At 40.8% G+C, this 20,646-nt stretch carries 24 protein-coding genes; 8 read left to right on the forward strand and 16 right to left on the reverse strand.

Going from position 1 to position 20,646, the window contains the following annotated elements; translation table 11 throughout:
- Positions 1–189 precede the first annotated feature (189 nt).
- Both J7I42_RS31955 and J7I42_RS31960 read right to left on the reverse strand, forming a co-directional pair.
- The gene (locus tag J7I42_RS31955) at positions 190–888 is read right to left on the reverse strand and encodes an outer membrane beta-barrel protein (protein WP_209144010.1); all 699 of its coding nucleotides are present in this window, start codon (positions 886–888) and stop codon (positions 190–192) included.
- 82 nt (positions 889–970) lie between these two features.
- Complete coding sequence (locus J7I42_RS31960; RefSeq protein WP_209144012.1) at positions 971–1,261, reverse strand: hypothetical protein; 291 nt, start codon at positions 1,259–1,261, stop codon at positions 971–973.
- Between the two features lie 163 nt (positions 1,262–1,424).
- Between J7I42_RS31960 and J7I42_RS31965 the strand changes: the two genes are divergently transcribed.
- Positions 1,425–1,649, forward strand: coding sequence for a hypothetical protein (locus tag J7I42_RS31965; protein WP_209144014.1), 225 nt, complete (start codon positions 1,425–1,427; stop codon positions 1,647–1,649).
- Positions 1,650–1,682: 33 nt separating this feature from the next.
- On the opposite strand, the gene J7I42_RS31970 is transcribed toward J7I42_RS31965, so the two are convergent.
- Positions 1,683–2,081 (reverse strand): response regulator, encoded by a 399-nt coding sequence (locus J7I42_RS31970; RefSeq protein ID WP_209144016.1) that lies wholly within the window; start codon positions 2,079–2,081, stop codon positions 1,683–1,685.
- 138 nt (positions 2,082–2,219) lie between these two features.
- Positions 2,220–2,450, reverse strand: a complete 231-nt coding sequence (locus tag J7I42_RS31975; RefSeq protein ID WP_209144018.1) for a hypothetical protein — start codon at positions 2,448–2,450, stop codon at positions 2,220–2,222.
- Between the two features lie 289 nt (positions 2,451–2,739).
- Between J7I42_RS31975 and J7I42_RS31980 the strand changes: the two genes are divergently transcribed.
- The 3 genes from J7I42_RS31980 (at position 2,740) to J7I42_RS31990 (ending at position 5,483) form a co-directional block, all read left to right on the forward strand.
- On the forward strand, positions 2,740–3,168 hold the full coding sequence (locus J7I42_RS31980) for a response regulator (protein ID WP_209144020.1): 429 nt from the start codon (positions 2,740–2,742) through the stop codon (positions 3,166–3,168).
- Positions 3,169–3,437: 269 nt separating this feature from the next.
- On the forward strand, positions 3,438–4,838 hold the full coding sequence (locus J7I42_RS31985; RefSeq protein WP_209144022.1) for an Ig-like domain-containing protein: 1,401 nt from the start codon (positions 3,438–3,440) through the stop codon (positions 4,836–4,838).
- Positions 4,839–5,153: 315 nt separating this feature from the next.
- Positions 5,154–5,483, forward strand: a complete 330-nt coding sequence (locus J7I42_RS31990) for a hypothetical protein (protein WP_209144024.1) — start codon at positions 5,154–5,156, stop codon at positions 5,481–5,483.
- A gap of 287 nt (positions 5,484–5,770) precedes the next feature.
- Here the strand turns inward: J7I42_RS31990 and J7I42_RS31995 are convergent, their stop codons facing one another.
- On the reverse strand, positions 5,771–6,484 hold the full coding sequence (locus tag J7I42_RS31995; RefSeq protein WP_209144026.1) for a hypothetical protein: 714 nt from the start codon (positions 6,482–6,484) through the stop codon (positions 5,771–5,773).
- A gap of 787 nt (positions 6,485–7,271) precedes the next feature.
- Between J7I42_RS31995 and J7I42_RS32000 the strand changes: the two genes are divergently transcribed.
- On the forward strand, positions 7,272–8,054 hold the full coding sequence (locus J7I42_RS32000) for a glycoside hydrolase family 16 protein (RefSeq protein ID WP_209144028.1): 783 nt from the start codon (positions 7,272–7,274) through the stop codon (positions 8,052–8,054).
- A gap of 189 nt (positions 8,055–8,243) precedes the next feature.
- Here J7I42_RS32000 and J7I42_RS32005 read toward each other — a convergent pair whose 3' ends face one another.
- The 6 genes from J7I42_RS32005 to J7I42_RS32030 all read right to left on the reverse strand — a co-directional run bounded on the left by J7I42_RS32005 (position 8,244) and on the right by J7I42_RS32030 (position 12,934).
- Complete coding sequence (locus J7I42_RS32005) at positions 8,244–8,594, reverse strand: hypothetical protein (protein ID WP_209144031.1); 351 nt, start codon at positions 8,592–8,594, stop codon at positions 8,244–8,246.
- A gap of 125 nt (positions 8,595–8,719) precedes the next feature.
- Complete coding sequence (locus tag J7I42_RS32010) at positions 8,720–9,352, reverse strand: hypothetical protein (protein WP_209144033.1); 633 nt, start codon at positions 9,350–9,352, stop codon at positions 8,720–8,722.
- 52 nt (positions 9,353–9,404) lie between these two features.
- The gene (locus tag J7I42_RS32015; protein WP_209144035.1) at positions 9,405–10,655 is read right to left on the reverse strand and encodes a cytochrome-c peroxidase; all 1,251 of its coding nucleotides are present in this window, start codon (positions 10,653–10,655) and stop codon (positions 9,405–9,407) included.
- Positions 10,630–11,250 (reverse strand): hypothetical protein, encoded by a 621-nt coding sequence (locus J7I42_RS32020; RefSeq protein WP_209144037.1) that lies wholly within the window; start codon positions 11,248–11,250, stop codon positions 10,630–10,632. Before J7I42_RS32020 ends, J7I42_RS32015 begins: the two co-directional genes overlap by 26 nt.
- Before the next feature lie 102 nt (positions 11,251–11,352).
- Positions 11,353–12,057, reverse strand: a complete 705-nt coding sequence (locus tag J7I42_RS32025) for a hypothetical protein (protein WP_209144039.1) — start codon at positions 12,055–12,057, stop codon at positions 11,353–11,355.
- A 61-nt stretch (positions 12,058–12,118) separates the two neighbouring features.
- Complete coding sequence (locus J7I42_RS32030; protein WP_209144041.1) at positions 12,119–12,934, reverse strand: helix-turn-helix domain-containing protein; 816 nt, start codon at positions 12,932–12,934, stop codon at positions 12,119–12,121.
- A gap of 152 nt (positions 12,935–13,086) precedes the next feature.
- Here J7I42_RS32030 and J7I42_RS32035 point away from each other — a divergent pair, with 152 nt between their 5' ends.
- The gene (locus J7I42_RS32035; RefSeq protein WP_209144043.1) at positions 13,087–13,587 is read left to right on the forward strand and encodes a hypothetical protein; all 501 of its coding nucleotides are present in this window, start codon (positions 13,087–13,089) and stop codon (positions 13,585–13,587) included.
- 91 nt (positions 13,588–13,678) lie between these two features.
- Here the strand turns inward: J7I42_RS32035 and J7I42_RS32040 are convergent, their stop codons facing one another.
- The 4 genes from J7I42_RS32040 to J7I42_RS32055 form a co-directional block, all read right to left on the reverse strand.
- Positions 13,679–14,392, reverse strand: a complete 714-nt coding sequence (locus tag J7I42_RS32040; protein ID WP_209144046.1) for a Crp/Fnr family transcriptional regulator — start codon at positions 14,390–14,392, stop codon at positions 13,679–13,681.
- 379 nt (positions 14,393–14,771) lie between these two features.
- A complete protein-coding gene (locus J7I42_RS32045) occupies positions 14,772–15,065 on the reverse strand; it encodes a hypothetical protein (RefSeq protein ID WP_209144048.1) in 294 nt (97 codons plus the stop codon).
- 798 nt (positions 15,066–15,863) lie between these two features.
- Complete coding sequence (locus tag J7I42_RS32050; protein WP_209144050.1) at positions 15,864–16,334, reverse strand: CAP domain-containing protein; 471 nt, start codon at positions 16,332–16,334, stop codon at positions 15,864–15,866.
- A gap of 10 nt (positions 16,335–16,344) precedes the next feature.
- Positions 16,345–17,109: a GH12 family glycosyl hydrolase domain-containing protein gene (locus J7I42_RS32055; protein WP_209144052.1), complete on the reverse strand. Its 765-nt coding sequence runs from the start codon at positions 17,107–17,109 to the stop codon at positions 16,345–16,347.
- Positions 17,110–17,263: 154 nt separating this feature from the next.
- On the opposite strand from J7I42_RS32055, the gene J7I42_RS32060 reads away from it, so the two are divergent.
- Both J7I42_RS32060 and J7I42_RS32065 read left to right on the forward strand, forming a co-directional pair.
- Positions 17,264–18,016: a sulfite exporter TauE/SafE family protein gene (locus J7I42_RS32060; protein WP_209144054.1), complete on the forward strand. Its 753-nt coding sequence runs from the start codon at positions 17,264–17,266 to the stop codon at positions 18,014–18,016.
- A gap of 61 nt (positions 18,017–18,077) precedes the next feature.
- Positions 18,078–19,031, forward strand: a complete 954-nt coding sequence (locus J7I42_RS32065) for a hypothetical protein (protein ID WP_209144056.1) — start codon at positions 18,078–18,080, stop codon at positions 19,029–19,031.
- A gap of 88 nt (positions 19,032–19,119) precedes the next feature.
- Here the strand turns inward: J7I42_RS32065 and J7I42_RS32070 are convergent, their stop codons facing one another.
- Entirely contained in the window at positions 19,120–20,592 is a 1,473-nt protein-coding gene (locus J7I42_RS32070) for an aminotransferase-like domain-containing protein (RefSeq protein ID WP_209144057.1), read from the reverse strand.
- Between the last annotated feature and the right edge of the window lie 54 nt (positions 20,593–20,646).

The raw sequence follows: 20,646 nt of genomic DNA on the forward strand, positions 1-20,646 counted from the left end.
TCCGATGCCCTCAATAGAGGGCATTTTTTCATTCCACTCAGCTCTTTTTGCATGAGTATGTGCTTTCATTGAAAATACTCATCTCCACCAATAATCAAAAAAGGGGCTATATAGAAATAAAGCCCCGTTTAATCCAATATCCTATGAAAAACCGAAATGATAAATGCAATTCGTATACCAGCAAAACATTTACAGCTTAAAGCCTACAGATATACTTAATACCCGGTGTTTATTGTCATTATCTTTTGAGTTGTTTGATCCTGATTGAAGTTTGGCTAATCCATATCCATAATTAAGGCCAATCAGTACATTTTTAAGTGCAAATCCTGCGGTACCATTCAGCCCATAATCAAATCTTCTCATTACGCCCAAGCCTGTCCCTTCTTCATTATTAAAAGTAGTTGGGTCATCATTGCTGTATTCGATCTTCTCCTTACTGCTGTATGAAACTGCAAAGTTTCGGCCTTCAATTTTTCTTTTACCACCCACGCCAATTGCTATATAAGGGCCAGCACCAAAGAAGAAATTTGACTCCGAAGACGCCAGCGGTATTTTTATTGCCAGATTTATGGGCACTTCAATATAAAGAGGATTTGCTGTAGCCTTATAATAAAAATTATCAGTAGACTTGCCGCTTTGTATTTTCGAACCTTTGCCGGTTAATAAAATTCCAGGTTGAATTGCCAATACCTTTCCAATGCTAATGTCGCCCATGAAACCTACATGAAAAGAGGTCAACATGTTCGCATCATCTACTTCACCGTCCTTATTATAAGAAACGTTCGCAAAATTTACACCGCCTTTTAACCAGGCAGCATCAGATTGAGCAAAAGAGGTTACGCTAATAAAGCTAATAATAGAAAAATTGATCAATTGCTTTAAGACCATGATTGTTTGTTTTATAGGGTGATTACTTTTAAAGTGGGAATTTGACTGAAGTGGCTTTACACCTTTATATTAAGGGGAATCATTAGTACGCTTGCAGATCCGGATTACTTTGGCCCTCATCCAGGCCATTCGTTAAAGACTGAGAAGGATCAGTCCATACCTCCATACCTATGTGATAACCAATATCCATATATCTGATTATTCTACGAACAGGATTTTCCATGCAATTATCGTTTGTGAGCTTAACTATAATTTCAAAGTAATGCTGTTCTATTTTAAATACCTGGTAAATTTTCGAACTATTACTAGATGGCAGGAACCTGACTGTATCGCCCAGGGATACTCTTGCACCGGGTTTTATGATTTTCCACATGGTTTTAAGGGTATGGATTATTGAATTTTTAATGCGACAAAAACGCCCAAAAAGCACAAACAGCATACCAAAACATAATGTAATTTTTTCAAGTCTTGTGGTTTAAGAATGAAGTACCATTATCTGGAATAAGTATTGCTTTCATACTCAAAAAAGTGTTGGCATGGATTCCCAGTATGAACGTTTGACTGCTACTGAGTTAAGAGCTATTGTTATTCAAGAAATGCGAAAATTTACATGGGCCTTGGAATTGGGCTCAACTGTAAGTGACCTTGAAGAAATAAGAAATCATATTCGATCATTGGTGGATATGCTTTCTGTAAAAGAAAACCGCGAGACTGGGATTGTAGAAAAAATTCCACAAATAAACCAAAGTTCACACAATTAAGTTAGCGGAGAATACTAGAAAAGTAAACTAACATTACTGTATAGGAGTAGTAAGGATCTCGGTTATTATCTTCCGAAATTCATCAATAGAGCCGGGTTTATGATAATATTTGAAAGCACCAGCCTGGTAAGCCGTATTTATAGTAGTAAGGTGACCCGCTGTTGAAAGGATAATAACGGGGATATGACTGAGTTCAAGTTCTTTTTTTATCGATACCAAACAGGTTTGACCATCCATTTTGGGCATATTCATATCTAACACAATCAGGCAAGGTAACTCAGAGCCAGTCTTTAAAAAGGTCAGTAGCTCCTCGCAAGTTTGGAACCATGTCAGTTTTATGGCACTATTTATCTCCTTTAGGGTTTCAGAAAAGAAAAGGTAATCATCTGGATCATCTTCTGCTAAGCATATATGTTGGATTCCTCCCTTCATAAATGAATCTAATGACACTTTATGCAATTCATATTCCTATTTACTGCCAAAGAAAAAGGGGTCTATCGCCCCTTTCTACTTTTTTTAACCTAATCTGAGCCGGTGTTTGCAAGCCGCAGGCATCGGATGCTTTTGCGATTAGCAGCAAGGAAAGTTATTTGCCATTACGGAATTTCCTTGATCTGTGTCTTTAACCACTGCTCCATTTTTCCGAATGTTGATTTCCTCAACAAGGGCATTAATGATTGCCCTTTGTTGGTTACTTTCTTTTAAACTGCCAATAATAAAAGCATTTGTATATTTTTCCGTTTCCTCTGCCAGCAAGTCAATTAACGTTTGCAAATCCAGTTGCTGGTAGTTGTGATGCATGTTTGACTTATAACAAAAATCAATCCACTGATAGAAAAAAAATGTTATAAGCACTCATGTAAGTATTTGCACTTATTTTCATATGTTTAAAATACATTATATTTGCATCTGAGTTATAACCATATACCTCATTTCATTACTGTCAATTACGGAGCACTATTTAATTCAGTTAAGGCAGTCTTTCTGTTAGAGGCTGTCTTAACTTTTTCAATTGTTATGTAGCGCCACTTCGCAATGCGAATGACTCCTTTGGTTAGGTCCTATTGTTTTATTACAAGACCCAATAAGCATGGATTTCCCTGAAAAGGTACTTCTCATCGATGATGATGAAGAGGAACATTTTATTTTTACCGTTGCCCTAAAAGAATGTTGCCCAAGTATCAAATTAATATGCGAGAAAAATGCAGGCTCAGCCCTCGCCAGGATGGCAAATTATGATGCTTCATCGACCCCGAACATGATAATTCTTGATTGGCGCATGCCGCATATTAGCGGTAAAGAGGTACTGATCCGTATTAGGAAGCTCCCTCAATACGCTAAGATTCCAGTCGTAATTTTTACTGGCATCTTTGAACCGCTCTATTTTGAAGAAGCGAAGGAATTGGGAGCAACCTTTTTCCTCAGAAAACCTTTCGACTTTTTGGAATTATGCAGGAAGTTGGCCTATCTATTTACGCTTGATTGGAGGGATCCAAAGTCTCCAGGCCAACAAATATAATAACAGCATATTTTTGAAGTCCGTATGTGTATAGATGACAGCTTCGCTACGGGCGCAGCTCCATCCCTATGGTTCATTTGATTAAAATCAATTACCAGTTGAAGGGCTTGCATTTGGAAAAATTTGCCATTACATTTATTCTCGATTCTATACATCCTTTCGAAAACCACGCCTCTGTCTTCATCCAATCCTTCGAATAATCTTTCCAATATTTCTATGGGACTTTAATCCTACGAATAACCGTATTGATTGATTTAAACCCTTAGAAAATGAAACACATTTTTACCCTAATGGTAACGGGCATATTATGCCATGTCTCCAACTGTTCTTTCGCTCAGTTTAGTGATAGCTTTGAAAGTAGCCTAAGCAGCCTTTCCGGTAATTGCTGGCAATTTGTAAATATGGATCATAGCAGCGATGGCACTGTAAGTCCTATCGCTGGTTCAGGAAGTTTATATAGTCAGCCTCCCGTAAGCGGTTCAAGCACCCGGGATATTTCAACCCCTTATTTGAATATTACTACTTCTTTGCAGGTTTCATTCAAATACAAATTATCAACTGTACTTCATGGTAATGCAACCAGAACAATTGAAATTGGTCTAATTGACACTAGCGGGAATTTCACTTCCTTAAATACTATCTCGATGGATAAAAACAGTCCTGCTACCACTCAAACCTATAATAATACCTTTACGCTTGCATCAGCCAGCACCCGGCGACTTGTTTTTCGTTTAGGCGGCAGTACGGGTGATGGCAACTCACGGTTGATCTTTGATGATCTGTACACAAATGCAAACGCTTATTATGGCCCGACTAACAACTGTAACAGCGCTCCTATAGCAATAAACGATTCTTATAACGGTATTACTGGCAACCAGGTTTCGGGTAATGTTATGACAAACGATAACGACCCTAATGGTGAATTTATTCAACCCTCTATTGTAACTAATTCAATTGATGGCACCGTAGTATTTAATCCGGATAGAAGCTTTACTTTCATACCCAATCCCGGCTTTACTGGTTCAAGTACCACTTTTACTTATCAACTTAGGGACGCTGGTTTTGCTCCCATGACTTCTAATATTGCAACAGTAACAATCAACTTCACGGTGGGTATTCTTTTGCCTGTTAAATTGCTCAGCTTACAGGGCAATGTAACTAACAATCGCATTTCATTAAAATGGGTGGTCGATGAAAATACAAATGCCCAACGATTTGAAGTTGAAAAAAGTTTCAATGGGAATGACTATAGTTTAGCAGGTGTACTTCAGGCCACCAACATACCTGGCAAAGAAAGTTACAGTTTTGATGACAATAATGGCAGCAATGCAAAAGTAATGTATCGAATAAAACTGGTTGGTAATACAAATTCTGAATATTCCAGGGTCTTGGTTTTTAAGCATGACGATAACGACAGTAAATTAAAAATCATTAGCAATCCGGTAGTTGATAAATTATTGATTAGTTATAATTCCGAGTTTAATAAAAGCATTTGCATTAAGATCTTTGATATATCCGGTCGACTCCACATGAATTTGAAGATGAATGTTTATACAGGCAATAATGTTATAAATGTTCCCCTGGTAGGAACAATAAAAAGAGGACTATTCATAGTTGACATCAATGATGGATCGCACATTTCAAATAATGCAAAATTTATAACAGAATAGTTGCGACTTACACCTGTCAAGAATGCCTTCTTTAACCTTCTTATCTCATAAACAATAGATTTAAGGTCAGAAATTGAACCTCCAGAAATGGAGGTTTTTTTATTAGAAGCAACTTGTAACTGCAAATTCAATTGAAACGGAAATCATTTTCATAATTCGTAATTACTCCTTACCATCAGCTGTGATTATACGAAGTAGTATTATCACACCAAAATCGCAAATAAACACATATCATTATTTCAAATGTCTGGCATCCCTTTTGCCTTAAGATGACAATCCTTTTGAATAAGGTATTCCTCATTTAATCCATTACCAATGAAACAAAACACTATTATCGTGCTTCTCATCATGTCTATTATTGCAAGCTGCAAAGTTTCCAGTCCGATTCAAAAAAGTTATACAGTCAGTGAAGTACAACAATGGTACAATAAAGATTCATCCGCTAATTGCGTTCTTTACAGAGGATCTGACGCTCAAGCGCATCACTTTTTAAGTCAGTTTATTAATAATTGGGTATTTCTGACAATCAAAAAGAATGAATTACTAATAACAGATGAGAGGCCTTATGGCGTAGATTCAGTCGCTAAATTGGGTTACTATTATGTAGACCCGAATAACCATTTCGCTAAAGTCCGCGAATACTAATAATAATCCAAGGGTTGGGATCATAACAACGGACAGAATTTTGCTACTTGTTATAGTATTCTCAGGATACTTTTATATTTGCCATGACAGGCAGAAAGCGGCAAAAATCGATTGATACAAGCACGCCTGGCGGCTCTTTAGAAATTACTGTCAAGAATTTGACAATCAACGCAAATAAATAATTGACGCTCAGGATATTGAGATTCATGTCCTGGGCACAAAGCCCCCCGATACATCGGGGGCTTTATTATTTGGCGTCGCCCCCGACGATAGCGTTGTGCGACGTGTTAATCGGTCGTTGATGCTATTGCCCCAATGTAAATATTTTTAGCTGGATTGTAGATTGTCCAAAAATGTGCACCCCACCATTCTTTCCCTGCGTCAAAATAATTGGAGCTGTCGACACTCCATCGGTAAACCTCAATATTTGCAAGGTCTGAAAATAACAAGTCGCAAAAATCAAGAAAATACTTTCCGTGTTCAAAAATGCTGCTTCCAATTTTAATTGCATAGGGTGGCTCTAAAAATGCGCCACAAAAAGCACCTGAAACTCCATCGGTCTCTCTAAAATTAAATTGATTACTTATTTTATTAAAGTCAATTGCATTTTTTTCATCTTCGTCTGTGTCGTAATAAAAGTAAATGTTGTAAAAGTTTTGTACTCCTTTTATTAAAAGCTTATTGTTTGTTAAGTCGAATTGTGGGCCCAGAAAGTCTCTGTTCGAAATTTGAATTCCTGAATTTTCAAGTTTGTCAAAGTGATGTATTTGTTTAAAATACTGTCCTTTGTCTTTATGTAATTCTTTTGAAACTTTTTGAATATGATCTTCCCAATCACTGGAAATTTCGATCAGTGTTTTTTTAGCAATTTCTAAATGTGTTTGATAGGAATTGTCTATATTTTCAACGTCAAAAACCTTAAACTGAATACAGCCTCCTAATTTAATAAACTCGTCTATTTTGTCAATAATTTGATTGCCTGTGTGTAGTTTAATTGTCATAAGTATGGTCGTATTAAAATAGCATTTAACGTTCAGGGCTGGCTGCGGCAATATTCATTGAACGCTCCGCTCATAACGGCAGCCCAATTTATAAAATTTCCCCCTTTACCGGCACTGGCAAACCGGGTTCGTTTAGGAGAAGCAGTCAGTCCTGTACAATCCACCTGTAACGCTATTAAAGGCAACTGCAGCCATCATCTCACTTCCAGCAACACACTACCCAACTTTTACAACCAGGACATTTAAATACATATTATCGCATAGACACTACCGATAACGGTGTAAATCTATACCAACCGATACCACAATCGTAGTTAGTCCCAGCCAAATTCGCTCAAAACCCCAGTCAGATTCTTACCAGATGTAGTCCAACAGGCCATTTCCCGCCTAAGAGTGCCACTGAACTGCCACTGGAATGCCACTGAAATGCCACTGCGGGTGTCATTCTGCTGCCGTTTTGTTTGCAGTTCCGTGGGAAATGTAGTACATATATGCCCTATATCACTAGAATCTACACTATGTCTGACCAGGCTCTTGCCTGGGTCTCGTTCGGCTTTTGATTTGCTTTTGTTAATGTACATCAATTGCTTTAATTCAATAGCTAAGTACAGATATTCGTTTTCTGTCTGCCGCCAGGCCGTAAGTATGGATTTTATACTTTATTTTATCCCCCATTGTTTATAGCTGCTGAAAAATATTAGCAGCTGTTATTACTTACACTGGCATCATTTTGGCCGGAAAAGAGCGTACGATCAGTTATCCTTTTTTATAATTTAAACTTTACCTAATGAAAAATTTCGTGTATGCAATGGCGGTTGTAGTGCTTGTGGCAGGTTGCCAAAAAAATTCAGCAACCGACGAAGCGCCTTCCCCCACTTCACCCAGCGAAGCAGCCTCTCAGGCACGTGCTTCTACCACCGTTCAGTTTAGCGGATATACGTGGACAATCAGAAACACCGGCACCGCCACAGGTGGCCCCGGCCCCAACGTTTTCAATGGCAGTAATGCCTGGGTTGATGCCAACGGATGGTTACACTTAAAGATCACTAAGAACGCCACTACTGGCAAATGGAACTGTGCTGAGATCTATAGCACACAAAACTTTGGCTACGGCACTTATCAATGGCAGGTAGAAGGCGCCATTGGCTCGTTCGACAAAAATATTGTACTGGGTTTATTCAACTACTCCGGCAATGATCAGTACGATGAAATGGATATTGAGTTTGCCCGGTGGGGCAACGCTGCCTGGCCAAACTTAAACTACACCGTATGGCCTGCGGCCAATGGTCAGGGCCCATGGGAGTACTCGAAAGAATTCTCATTAAACGGTACCTACACTACACATCGCTTTACACGCAGTCCTAATTCAGTAGTATTTAAAAGCGTGGGCGGTTTTTATAATGATGATACCAACCTGTTTGCCAGTGCTACCTGTAGTTCACCTACATCAAGTATCAGTACTTTAAGCATGCCCATTCATATGAATTTATGGCTGTATGATGGCAATGCACCTTCTGATGGTAAGGAGGTGGAAGTTATTATTCACAACTTTAAGTATACAGCGAGGTAGAAGTAAACGAAGTGACTAAGAATCGTTTGATGATCACCTGACTCCATTAATAAAAAAGCTGTCCCGATTCAATCATGGGGACAGCCTTTTTTTATTTGGCGGTAAACCGGACCTGCCCGGCAACTTAAAGCATTGAACTGAAATTAAAAGTACTTCCATGTGTGTTTTCACGAGGTAAGCCAGCAGTTCCTATTTATGCGCTTCGTTAAATTCAATTTTTTCTCTTGTTCTGATCTCTTCCCCAATGAGCATTGAATCCCGGAATTTCAATTTGCCATAATCGCCCAGCCCTTCAATGGTAATGATATTATTATTGATCTTCCACTTATAGGTCTTGGTGTCGTAGAGACGATTATAATATATTTCCCTTTCTTCTGGTAAACAATTGGCAATTACTTGTAAAGAAACATCAACAGAATCTTTTTTAAAGCATAACAATCGATATTCAAAAAGCGTACAACCACCGTCGTCGAATTCTTTGCAACCTGCAGCCAGGAGCGCTTTGTAAGTTTTTCCAGCGGGGCTATGTGTCAGATCCATTCCATTCAAAAAGGTTGCTATAAATAAAGTTGATATTAGTTTTATTCCCATAATACTTTATAAGATGCTGCGTCCCGGGATTTTCCATAATTATCCCAGGGACATCTTTACTATAAGCTGCAGTTTTATTTTTTGCGTAGTTCTTCGAATTCGCTTTTTGTCAGTCCCCAATGTCTGCTGAATGTATATAAAACTTTAGTTTCTTTTTCTGACAGGTCAATAAGATTACTGTATTCTACATTTTGAGCTAGTACTATATTTATTAATTCTTCGGAAAAACAATCTCTAAACAGGTCATACAATTCAAAAACTGTTTTAGTTAGCTCTCGCTGAGAGAGGAAATCGGCACCAAACTTTTCTTCATGGGTCTCTTCATCAATATTGTACTTTATTGCAAATTCTTTCAAAAGAGCCAAAACACTTTCCATTGGTCTATTGTCACAAGTTAAGATGGAAGCTATAAAAGTCAATGAGAATGTTTCCGTCAACTCTTTGATCTCTTTTCGCGTAGGATTTAGATATTTCCCTCTGTTTATATAGGTGTTCCTATAAACGGGGTCAAAAGTTTCATAACAACCTACACATTCATACACAGTTCTGGTGTCCCCGCTAGGCAGATATGGGATCAGAAAAATTGTATTCCAAACTCTAAACTGCTTTAATAATAAGTCTTTACGGCATTGTGGGCAACCATTTTGAATGATCTCTCCATCTTTTACATTTTCAATTATTTCCGTCGTGCCTTTTAATACAAACATCTGGTGGTTAGGGTTTAAGATTTACTGCCCCCAAACGCTCAACACCCATTTATTATTTTGTGCTAAAAGTCACCGGTCCCTGATTGGGGATTTTATCTTCCAACGTATGCAGAAAGCTGATAATATCACTTACTTCTTCTTTGGAAAGATTCAATGGCCGGGCAGATAAAGTTTGATTTGGCAATGACAATCCCATACCAACGGCGCCCCCTTTATTGTAGAATTCGATCACCGCTTCCAGCGTTTTAAATGCACCGTTATGCATATACGGCCCGGTAGCAGATGTGTTGCGAACCGTTGGGGTCTTAAATGCTTTGTCGTAATAAGATATGGGAAAGATCCTAATGCGGCCCGCATCACTATCCAGTTCGGGCTTTAACAGATTGTCGGTGCTGGTAGTTCCCAACACCTCTAATTCTGACAGATTATACAGCGGAGGGGTTAATCCATTAAAAAGCGGCGCAAAATGACAGGTTCCGCATTGTGCTTTGCCCATAAATAAATTAAAACCATCGATCTCGTGGGTGGTCAATACCGTTGCATTTCCCTGCAGGTATTGGTCGAAACGGCCATTCCGAAAATTCAGGGTGCGTACATAAGCAGCCAGTGCCATTGCCACTTTCTCCGTTATGTTTATACTGTCAATTGACGCGGGAAATATGGAATCGAGCACAATCTTATAGTATGTTTTACGTGCCAGCAGGGCGGATATTACTATTTCTCCCCCATTCATTTCCTGCTCATTGTTCAGCACGGTCTTCACCTGTTCTTCCACGCTTTTGGCTCTGCCATCCCAAAACTGGCCATACTGGTAACCTGCATACAACAGGGAAGCAGCATTGCGTGCCACATGCGAATGCCCGTCAATGGTCAAACTCTTTGGCAACCCATCCGTAAAATGTTTGGCGGGATCGTGACAGGTAACACAACTTACTTTATTGTTGCCTGAGAGGCCAGGCTCAAAAAATAACTGTTTGCCCAATTGCACCAGGGCTGTATTGGAATAGTTTTTCCCACCGGGGAAGGCTTGAAGATTTAATGCATCGGGGCTAAAAATATCGGCCGCTTTATAATTGAGTACGCCATCTGTTGTATTCAGGTCCAGCTGCAGATCGGTGACCAGTTTGCCGAAGTGCCGTTGCAAGGGCAATGCCAATTGTGTCAAAAAGTGCAGGCGGTTGAAGGAGTCAAAATCAGGGTGTTGTTGCAGGTAACTGATACAGCCCGACAGGTATGTTGAAACACTATCTGCCGTGATATTACTACTTAAAAAAGGACTAATTGTTTTCTGTATTGCCTCCATTGCCGACTTCTGCAATACCTGATTTCAAAAAAGGAGCATCATATCCACTGAGATGCAAAGTGATCACCCGGATCAACTCCAACCGTATACTTTCCAGCAATTGCCGGTCGGTACCCTGGAAACCATATAACAAGGCCGGGAGGTCTGTTGCAGAGGACTGAACAGCATCGATCTGTTGCAAAAGTTCCGTTCTCTTTTGGGCCACATTATCCTCAAACAACAAATTTTCTATCACCTGCAAGCCAACCGGCTCCTGGTACTCCATATAGGGTTCCTCTATCTCGTATTTCGGAGCCCTGTTGTATATCATTGCTGAAGTGGTAAAGAAATATTCCAGGAAAAATTCTATCCGTTTATATTGGAGCCTGCTTTGAACAAGTGCCTTGCGGGCTTTTATTACAGACAGGGAATCGTTGGCATTGATGTCAGCAATGGCCAATTGCAATTGAGTAGTAGCAATACCAAACAAACGGGCTTGTTCTTTGAAGTAAGCCACGGCCGGTCCTACCCCTTTATCGTGGGCAGCGGGGTTTATCAACCCCTGCATGATCGCCAAACAAAAACAAATTCCCAAGATACCGCGTACCAATCTCATAATTATTACTGGTGCATTGAATGCGAAATACTGTATAAAATCTCAAAGTAACAGCTCCAGTATTATCTTTTTATTATGGGAATTATATTTGTGTGAGATCATTCATCGCTGACCCGGAAATAAACTCATGTCGGCCCTGTAGATCAGCGTTTCTGAGGTTATTGCTGTTATCACTTTTATCTTCAGGCTCCCCTCTATGCCCGAAAGCTCTTCCTGCAAATTTTCAACCCTGCCATATTCCTGAAAATTATTTAACCCAATCAAAAGGAACAACTGGTTAAGATCACTACCATCAACTGCTTTGAAGGTTAGGAATGTGGTTATGCCAGTAGTCTGATAAATAGTTTTTAGCTTTTCAATTACTTTTTTACCTGTTGGCATATCTGTCACCCCGATCGTTACCAGGCGAAGGAATTTCGAATGCAGACTGCTACTGTCTGAAATGCTCAGATTGGGTAAATAGACCCATTTGCTCCCAGCAATAAAATCGCCAAATGGATGTGTGTGTAACTGATTATCGGCCCCATCTTCTGCCGGTTTTACCGGTTTATCAAAATCACCCCATTTATGATTGAAGGTAGCGTCCACAAACAACCCGTCTCTTGGCCCTGATATAATATACCAGCCATACCAGGTCCATTGGTCGCCGTTTGTTTTATGCCAGTTCAGATGCTGTTTGTATCCATTTTCAAAATTCTTTTGCTGTCCGGCTTTTGGCTTCCAAAACGAGAAATGAGCCACCTGGCTGTCCTGCGCATATACGGTACAGCACAAGAAAAGCAACACTACAATAATATAGCCCTTCATGTTTATTTTTTTCCAAAACTATTACCGACCGGCGGCAAAAAAATGTAAAAAAATGAACTGGCTATAATGCTGAGAAATAATCATTAATGTGATTATAATTCCGGAAATATTCCTTTGGAGATTGGCGGGTAACTGATTTGAACAATTTTATTAAATGCGATTGATCGAAGAAATTCGATTCATAACAGCATTCGATAAGCCTTTTCTGGGGATATGTATTTTTATAATTGATAAAATGATTGAGCTTTATAATATTGCAAAAAGGCTTGGGGTTAATACCTACCGATTGATTGAACAAGGTGTCAAAATGCCTTTGCGATACGCCAGTCCCTTTTAATAAATGACTTATGGAAACGTCCCCTTTATGCTTTATTATTTCATGCACTGCATAATTAATATATTGGAATTTATTTGCCGATAGGTCAACTCCTTTACACAATTGCATCAATTCCTTTTCCAGATTACTACAAGTTTCCTCAAAAGTGGGGGTGATACAATCTTTTAAAATATTTGCAGCCGGAATGTCGTAAATGGGGAGCAGGTTGTTTGTTGCCAGATGGGCTGGAAAACCAAACAGCAAGTTCAAGGTATGCGGATGAAACCGGATCCCGTACAACAACGCATTGTTTTCCAGTTCAAGTGAGTAACTATGCAAGGTTTGTCCGGCAAAAAACGCGTCTGGTTCATTCACCCAGGTTGCCTGTTCTGTTGTTCTTTTTGCAATATTACCTGTAAAATGAAAGATGATCTCGTGATGGCCATCAGGCAAAATATCCTCCCGGTACACTGTTTCACCCTCCCCATATACTTTAAGTTGCCACATTGACTTTACAATTGGCGACAAGGTTAGCGGTGTATAGGTGCGCAGGGTTATCATAAATGATTATTCGAAGGTAAATGGATTTTATAAAAAACCTGATAATTGCCTATTTTTTAACGAGATCGATAAAATAGTGCTATTTCCCTTTCCAAGAAAAAAGGTTATTTTTGTGCCTGGTAAGCATCACATATCCTGAAAAATCCGACTTTATGAAAAAACCTGATATCCCTGGCAAGGAGGCAAATACTGCTTCTAAAAAATCCCTTCGCTGGATCATACTTATTCCATTCGTAATAGTACTGGGTGTTTTAGCCGCCGTAGTTAGAGGCGGGGAATCTTCTGATGCCATCAATATTATAAATACAGGAAAGCAAGGCGCAGACGCCAGTGACGCCAAAGTAAAAAAGATGGTGCGTGAAAATATTATGACGTACGTAAAGGTTGAAAGCAACGACTACGAATACAAGAATTTGGGTGGCATTTCAGGCCTTAAGATAACCGTGATCAATCCTACCGATTATATGCTTAACCGGGTACGGGTAAAAGTGACTTACATAAAAGCCAATGGCGGTACCTGGGATACAAAAACGAAAGACTTCTACGGCATAAGACCCAAATCTGCTGAAACCCTTAAAATGCCCGACAGCAAACGGGGGACCAGCGTTAAATACGAGATCATAACTATAAAGTCAAAAGACCTGGGTTTATAAAAAAGAGAGTGTATCAGCCATGATACACTCCCTGATTGCTCTCGCGGTCACGCCGCTTCCATTTTTGGTCCCGTTATAATCATCATGCATTTTAATTCAACATTGTTTTAAGTTTGCCCTCATTGATGATGGTAATGTACCCTTCGCTTATATCAATGAGTTTTTCCTGCCGGAATTCCCCCAGGGTCCTTATCAATGATTCAGTAGCCGTACCGGCAATAGCGGCCAGGTTATCACGGCTGATCTTTATAGCATCTTTATATTTACGGCTCAATAATATCAATGCTTCTGCTACCTTTTTTCGAAGGGAGTTATAAGCCAGTCCCAAAAGCAACTGTTCTTTCTCCGCAATATCTTTGGCCAGCAGATTGATGAATTTGCGAGCTACCTGCCAATCAGTTTCCATCATTCCTTCAAACTCATCTTTTGGGATAACCGCCAGTTCGGCATACTCTACGGCCACTGCAATATCTTTATATACTGTTTCTTCAAGCAATGCTACATAGCCAAGGTATTCTCCTTCGCCATATATGCCCGTTATGAGTTCCTTTCCTTCCGAATTACATTTATATGTTTTTACAATTCCCTTTTTGATAAAATACAACTGTACAGGATGATTGCCCTCTGCATAGATCACTTCTTTCTTTTTATACTTATTTACATTGGTATTAAGGTTAAATAATGTCGTTAGTCTGTCGGATTGTACTTTACGCGAGTAGGTGGCAGTGCCGGTGTCGAATATAGGCATAGCTTCCATTACTTTATGGCTTTCATTATTGTTATTAACAACAAGCAATCTTTTCATTGTATAGTAAGTTTTAGAATGGTTATGGCGCGCTAAATATCAGGCACATTGGCTAATGTGTAACAAGAACGGAATTGAGCGTTTTCAGAGAATTTCAGAATAGCAGCGCCTAGCTGCTTTAAAAACCAGGACATTGATTAATGATTGGTTTTCAGCCAAAATCAGAGTTCAGATGTGTTGTTTCAGAGGAAAATTTACTGATTCATTCGTTAGCGTTAGTCGGCTTCCAAACAAAAAGCTTAACAAATATAATGTTTATTTCAAATACTCTTAACAGCCTAATTTTCTAAAAATGAAATTCCTCCCGCCTTTATGTAAAATTAATAAGAAGAAATTGTCACACTAGCTGTGAAAGCCAGGCTTCATACGTACAAGCGCCTTAGCAATTTTTCATTGTATCCATCAACATTTTGAAAGCTGCTCTTTCTTCTGTTGTTGCTTTTCCAAACTCGGCCGGACAAAGCGATATCCCCAGTGATGGGTCATACTTCAACACCGCAATGCCTTCGCCAAAACAAAATTCCCAGTATATCATCTCATTTTGCTTCTCTTTATTGCAAAACGAAATTCCAATCTCGTGTCTAAGCCAATCTGCTGTACTATAAAAAAAACTTGTCTCACATTTTGAAGCCAACACTACCTCTGGATATCCATTTTTCGTTTGCAATCTCATATAGAATAAATTTGGAGTTATACGTGGATCAAAGCAATTCGCAGGATATCTGGGAGGAAGTGATAAGATATGCAGAAAGGTATGTTTTTTACACATAAAAAACCATGACCACCGTCATGATTGAAATGAATTTTTTGAATTCAATCAACAATTGACATTGATCAAAATAATCTTCCCCGAAGCCAGTATGGTAGCGCTTTGTATAACTTCTTCGTATATTAGTATCTGTTCGGTCGGGGGGAAGTGTCGCAATTCTTCCCGATGTAATTTGGTATTTCAAGTATACATCTAACTCCGGTCGTAGCGTTGCTGGCCGGATTATTTTTTTGACATCAACTACACAAAAAACGTTCTTATCCTCTGTAGTTTTTTGTGTAGGAAATAGATCCGGCAGTTACTGTACGGATCTATTTCTTTTTAGTGACTGGTCAACAATCAACAGCTACTACCCTATACATCTGTAATTCAAATTATTACAATAAACAGAAAGGGTGAGCTCACATGGAGACTCACCCTTTTATTCGTGGATCCGCCTACGCCAAGGACAAGTCGGCAATGGGCAATCGGCAATTTTGGACTCGCGCAATTTGAGCCTTCCGCCCGCTGGTGGATGAAACGTCAAACGTGAAACGGCATAATCAGACGCTGCTTCTCGCCTTCGGTTCGATACTTCCTACTTCTTAACTCTTACATCACTTATAAACTCGCAGGGTCTGCCTTTCTTGTCAACCTGTTAACTTCCCACCTCCTGCTACCATATCAACCCGGTTAACATGTTAACTGGTCAACTAAACACCCTTACCTCCTGCTCCCAAACTCCTGCACCCAATAGGTGTTTATATTCCCTGCTCCCAGTTCGGTTTGCAAGCTATCCATCATGGCTTTACAATGGTCCTCGCTTATTTCCCAGGCTGTCATCACAGGTCCCAGCTCAGCATACCCACGGGCAATATTCTCGGTTACATAATTGCCGGCATAACCCAGGGCCATTGTGCGTTGTATTGGTGAGGTACCCCCTGGTGAAATATGGCTGAAATAATTATTCGCGTCCATATCGCGGGCATGCGCCTGAGCAGCCTTTGCCAGGGTATCATTCCATTGCAACGGTTTTACCGGCGGCATAAAGGTATTGCCACAGGTACAGCCCGTTTGTCGAAGGGCATTTACCGCCGCAAGCATTTCCTCTTTTACCGTACGTACCACATTTGTGTCCTTGTGGCATGCCGGCAAGAATACAATGATGATAGCCAATCGGAACAGCTTGATCATATAAGCAGCATTAATTAAAACTTACTGAGTAACTGTTGGTCGTCCACTGCAAACCAGCACCATTAGTACCATAACTTGAAGTGATCTCATAGCCGAATTGTACATCGCCAATAGTGATATTTCCAAACCAGCCCTGGTTCCTGATCCAGTTGGCAATGGCCCTGATATCTACCGTAGTATTGTTGGTTTTTGTAGTACGCAGGAAGGAGTACACATTATTGGCACCGTTGCTGCCGCGGAAAACATTCCAGGTGGCACCGCCTACTGAAAGATTGGTAAACACCGGCACGGGATTGCCCGATGCGTTCCATGTAGCGGAAATAGGTTTAATATTACCGGAACCATCGCTGTTACTGGTGTAATTCATCCACAGCATAATCTCATGCTGGTGGTTATTGTCCCAAACATCGTAACAGGAACTCCAGGCACCGCCAGCCGGTGAGGTAACACCGATGCTGCTGGTGAGTGAGCTTAGGGAACCGAGCACCCGGTTTACATTACGGGTACAGTTGGGATAGGCTTTTACCCCGCCGGTATTGGGGTGGTTGGCCCATATGCCCCAATTGCTATAGCTGTTTGCCCAAATAGTTTGTGAACCGGCCCCACTTCCCCAGATATTATTATAAAGCGTATAACCACCGTTAGTCCAGGTACCCCATTGGGCACTTGACGACCAGGCAGCTTCTACTTCCGGTTCAGGTGTGGATTTGTCTTTTTTACAATAGGTAAGGCAAATGGCGGCGCAGGCCATGGCAATCGTTAGTTTCAAATTCATGGTGATAAAATTTATGGTTTAAAAAATGGAAAGATGTTCGCATGCATGCTCCTCAATGAATATACTTTCCCCTTATCACTATGAGGGTAGTGGAATGTTTATAAAAAGGGGCGCTATTGTTATATTTGAGTTTTTTTATACTTATACATCGCACATGGGAATATTTGCAGCGTACTCTACTACCAGTTTATTATTGATAGCATTGTCGGCCTTTATAATCGGACTTTCCAAGGCCGGCCTCAAGGGTATCGACATGCTGAATATTACCATAATGACCATTGTATTCGGCGGTAAGGCATCCACGGGTATTGTATTGCCATTATTATGTGTGGCAGATGTAATGGCCGTAAAGTATTACCACCGGCATGCACAATGGCCACACGTGATAAAACTAATGCCCTGGATGATGATTGGTATTTTGGTGGGCGTATTTGTAGGGAAAGACCTGAACGAAGCTATTTTCAGAAAAGTAATGGCCACCATTATCTTGCTTACTGTGGTGATCATGCTGGTGATAGAATTCCGCAAAGCCCTGGTAATGCCCAACAACAAATTATTTGTATCTGGTATGGGTTTGGTCTCCGGCTTTACCACTATGCTGGGCAACCTGGCAGGTGCATTTTCGAATATCTATTTTTTGGCTATGCGTTTGCCTAAAAATGATTTTATCGGAACCGGCGCCTGGATCTTTCTTATTATTAACTGGTTTAAACTGCCTTTTCAAATATTTTACTGGAATAATATTACTACCACCTCGCTGTTGACCGATCTGGCGCTGGTGCCTTTCCTGGTCTTGGGTTTTTGGTGCGGTATAAAACTGGTGGCCCGCATTAAAGATGACCTGTACCGCCAGATAGTGATCGTTTTGACACTGATCGGCGCCATCTTTATCTTTTTAAAAAGATAGGGCTCCTATTTTTCATCTCATCGTCCAATATTATCTTCACGACAAATTATACCCCTTCTCCATGAAGAAAATGCCCCACATGCTGCTTTTAGCAGTGCTTTGCTTTGGTTGTGGTCAAACAGAAAAAAAAGCGCCCACTCAAAAAGCCCCAAAGCCCGTACACGCCCGAAACAATGCCCCCCTGTTTCAATATGGCAATCCTGTTCTGTTACAATTCGACCGCTATATGGCCGGACTCGATACCCAATCAGCCGAAGCGTGCCATCTGGCAATAGACACCTTTAAACTGTTGTTTAAAAAACAGCCTGCCGCAGCATGCGATACGGCTTTTTATATCTATAACCAGTTCCATTCTCTTATTTGCGCTTATTTAAATGAGCATATGGCCGAAGATTCAATCAAATATGAAGAGTTTCTCTGGGGCGATGAGAATGGAAAAATGAAGCCGCTGTCGAAAAGACAAAAAGCTGTAAAAAATCGCCTGGATAGAAATGGCTTTGAGCTGGGTTCAGAAGAAGGTGAAGTATTTATTGAACAGAGCCAGCATTTTCTGGCTGAACAGTTTACAGCTTATGTTTCCGCTCCCATGAAGCAATACCTTATTCAAGAGGCAATTGAACAGAAAGAAGGATTTCAGGAAGATGCAGGTCTTACTATTAAACCAACTGTTTTCGCCGACCGCACCGTGTGGTGGGAAAATTTTATAAAAGCCAATCCCAACAGTTTCATTTACTCCCAAAAGGCAACCAGCAATTACAACGCGTACCTCTATTGGTTAATGATAGGCATGGATAATACCAGTGTAAGGTCCTGGGGTAAAGAGAACCTGGCCGAAGATTCTTTATCTGAGTATTTCAGGGAAGCCTATTCTTATTTACAGGAAAAACATCCGCAAACAAATACCAATACGATCGTAGCTCCCTATTTTAATGCCTGGCAAAAAATGGATACCACGGAAATAACCCGGGTTTTAAATAAATTTAAAGAAGAACATAAATCACCCTGGGGAGAATAACGCTGCCCACCTTCTCCGCCAGCTGCCTGGCAGGCGCGTGCAAACAAAAAGCAAGTGGGTCCCGACGATCAGGGACCCACTTGCTTTTTTAAGCCTTTAATATTTTCCGTAGAATCTCAACACAACATTCCAGTTCTTCCGGAGTAGAAGAAGCAAAACCCAAGCGGGTGGCATTTAACACGGCCTTCCCCTCTTCATTTCTAAACCCTGTAGAAAAATACAATTCATATTGCAGCGCCTTCTGGGTAAGGACGTTTAAATTAATGGCCGGGTCGAAATGCGTCCAAACGGCCATCCCGCCCACCGGCACCTGAAATTGTATATGATCACTCAGGTGCGTCTTCAACAACTCACAAAACACATCACGCCGTTGGCGGTAAGTACGCACCGATTTGCGCAGGTATCTTTGTATAATACCATTCTGCAACAACTCGGCAATGGCATTCTCCAGCAGAATATCGCCCTGCCGGTCTACAATGCGCCGCAACATAGCCAGATGGCGGATCACATTTTCTGAGGCTACCACATATCCTACCCGGAATGCCGGGGAAATTGTTTTTGTAAAAGAACCGCAATAGATCACCATGCCGGCCTTATCGGCACTGGCTAAAGGCAACAGTGGTTTGCTCAGGTAATGAAAATCGTAATCATAGTCATCTTCAAAAATGATAAAACCATATTGCTCTGCCAGCCGAAGTAGTTCAATACGCCGGTCGGCCCGTAAGGCGCTGGTGGTTGGGTAAAAATGATGTGAAGTAATGTACACCATGCGCACTTTTTGTTTGCGGCAAATGGCTGCCAGCGCGTCTACCACAATACCATTTTCATCAACCGGTATTTTTAACAGGTTCGCGCCGCTTTGTAAAAAATTCATGTTGGCGCCGTTGTAGTTCAGCTCCCCTACTACCACATTATCTCCTGGTTTCAAAAAGGCTGTACAGGAAAGATACAGTCCCATTACCGTTCCCCGGGTGATCAACACGTTTTCAGGCGTGATCTTTAATCCACGGGTATCGTTTAAATAATCTGCCAGCACCTGCCGCAGCCATAACGCCCCCATGGTATCGCCATATCCTAACCGCACATAGGGATTACCCGTAAGCAATTGACTTCTGTATGCCCGCGCCAGTTCCTCCAGCGGCGCCAGCCGGGAATCGGGAAAACCATCGTCGAGGTGAAATTTATGTTTTGACCAAACGATTGGTCTATCCAGGTGGGGCTTGACTTCAAATTCAAAGCCTGCGGTATGCGCCGGGTTAAAACTTTTGGTAGAACCGTTCAATAAACTACGTGGATGTATTTCCGGTAAATGCTTGGCAACATAGGTGCCGCTTCCGGTACGGCTTTCGAGCCAGCCTTGCGCCAGTAATTCATCATAAGCCTGGATCACCGTTTTTCGGTGCACCTGTAACCAGTCAGCCATTTGCCGGGTACTGGGCAGGCGGTGGCCGGCCTGTAAATTACCATCTTTAATAAAGATCATTAACTGATTGGCAATCTGAAGGTACACAGGTTGCGCGCTGTCTTTTTGGATCGAAATAAGGGTTGAAAGTGCCTGCATATAAAAGTGGACTACTGACTTTAAATAAACCGGATGATTACACCCATCCAATAA

The sequence above is a fragment of the Niastella soli genome (assembly GCF_017742245.1).
Lineage (GTDB): Bacteria > Bacteroidota > Bacteroidia > Chitinophagales > Chitinophagaceae > Niastella > Niastella soli.

Excerpts from the sequence above, each read along its gene's own strand:
- J7I42_RS31955 (WP_209144010.1), bottom strand. The coding sequence starts at position 888 with ATGGTCTTAAAGCAATTGATCAATTTTTCTATTATTAGCTTTATTAGC.
- J7I42_RS31960 (WP_209144012.1), bottom strand. The coding sequence starts at position 1,261 with ATGTGGAAAATCATAAAACCCGGTGCAAGAGTATCCCTGGGCGATACA.
- J7I42_RS31965 (WP_209144014.1), top strand. The coding sequence starts at position 1,425 with ATGGATTCCCAGTATGAACGTTTGACTGCTACTGAGTTAAGAGCTATT.
- J7I42_RS31970 (WP_209144016.1), bottom strand. The coding sequence starts at position 2,081 with ATGAAGGGAGGAATCCAACATATATGCTTAGCAGAAGATGATCCAGAT.
- J7I42_RS31975 (WP_209144018.1), bottom strand. The coding sequence starts at position 2,450 with ATGCATCACAACTACCAGCAACTGGATTTGCAAACGTTAATTGACTTG.
- J7I42_RS31980 (WP_209144020.1), top strand. The coding sequence starts at position 2,740 with ATGGATTTCCCTGAAAAGGTACTTCTCATCGATGATGATGAAGAGGAA.
- J7I42_RS31985 (WP_209144022.1), top strand. The coding sequence starts at position 3,438 with ATGAAACACATTTTTACCCTAATGGTAACGGGCATATTATGCCATGTC.
- J7I42_RS31990 (WP_209144024.1), top strand. The coding sequence starts at position 5,154 with ATGAAACAAAACACTATTATCGTGCTTCTCATCATGTCTATTATTGCA.
- J7I42_RS31995 (WP_209144026.1), bottom strand. The coding sequence starts at position 6,484 with ATGACAATTAAACTACACACAGGCAATCAAATTATTGACAAAATAGAC.
- J7I42_RS32000 (WP_209144028.1), top strand. The coding sequence starts at position 7,272 with ATGAAAAATTTCGTGTATGCAATGGCGGTTGTAGTGCTTGTGGCAGGT.
- J7I42_RS32005 (WP_209144031.1), bottom strand. The coding sequence starts at position 8,594 with ATGGATCTGACACATAGCCCCGCTGGAAAAACTTACAAAGCGCTCCTG.
- J7I42_RS32010 (WP_209144033.1), bottom strand. The coding sequence starts at position 9,352 with ATGTTTGTATTAAAAGGCACGACGGAAATAATTGAAAATGTAAAAGAT.
- J7I42_RS32015 (WP_209144035.1), bottom strand. The coding sequence starts at position 10,655 with ATGGAGGCAATACAGAAAACAATTAGTCCTTTTTTAAGTAGTAATATC.
- J7I42_RS32020 (WP_209144037.1), bottom strand. The coding sequence starts at position 11,250 with ATGAGATTGGTACGCGGTATCTTGGGAATTTGTTTTTGTTTGGCGATC.
- J7I42_RS32025 (WP_209144039.1), bottom strand. The coding sequence starts at position 12,057 with ATGAAGGGCTATATTATTGTAGTGTTGCTTTTCTTGTGCTGTACCGTA.
- J7I42_RS32030 (WP_209144041.1), bottom strand. The coding sequence starts at position 12,934 with ATGATAACCCTGCGCACCTATACACCGCTAACCTTGTCGCCAATTGTA.
- J7I42_RS32035 (WP_209144043.1), top strand. The coding sequence starts at position 13,087 with ATGAAAAAACCTGATATCCCTGGCAAGGAGGCAAATACTGCTTCTAAA.
- J7I42_RS32040 (WP_209144046.1), bottom strand. The coding sequence starts at position 14,392 with ATGAAAAGATTGCTTGTTGTTAATAACAATAATGAAAGCCATAAAGTA.
- J7I42_RS32045 (WP_209144048.1), bottom strand. The coding sequence starts at position 15,065 with ATGAGATTGCAAACGAAAAATGGATATCCAGAGGTAGTGTTGGCTTCA.
- J7I42_RS32050 (WP_209144050.1), bottom strand. The coding sequence starts at position 16,334 with ATGATCAAGCTGTTCCGATTGGCTATCATCATTGTATTCTTGCCGGCA.
- J7I42_RS32055 (WP_209144052.1), bottom strand. The coding sequence starts at position 17,109 with ATGAATTTGAAACTAACGATTGCCATGGCCTGCGCCGCCATTTGCCTT.
- J7I42_RS32060 (WP_209144054.1), top strand. The coding sequence starts at position 17,264 with ATGGGAATATTTGCAGCGTACTCTACTACCAGTTTATTATTGATAGCA.
- J7I42_RS32065 (WP_209144056.1), top strand. The coding sequence starts at position 18,078 with ATGAAGAAAATGCCCCACATGCTGCTTTTAGCAGTGCTTTGCTTTGGT.
- J7I42_RS32070 (WP_209144057.1), bottom strand. The coding sequence starts at position 20,592 with ATGCAGGCACTTTCAACCCTTATTTCGATCCAAAAAGACAGCGCGCAA.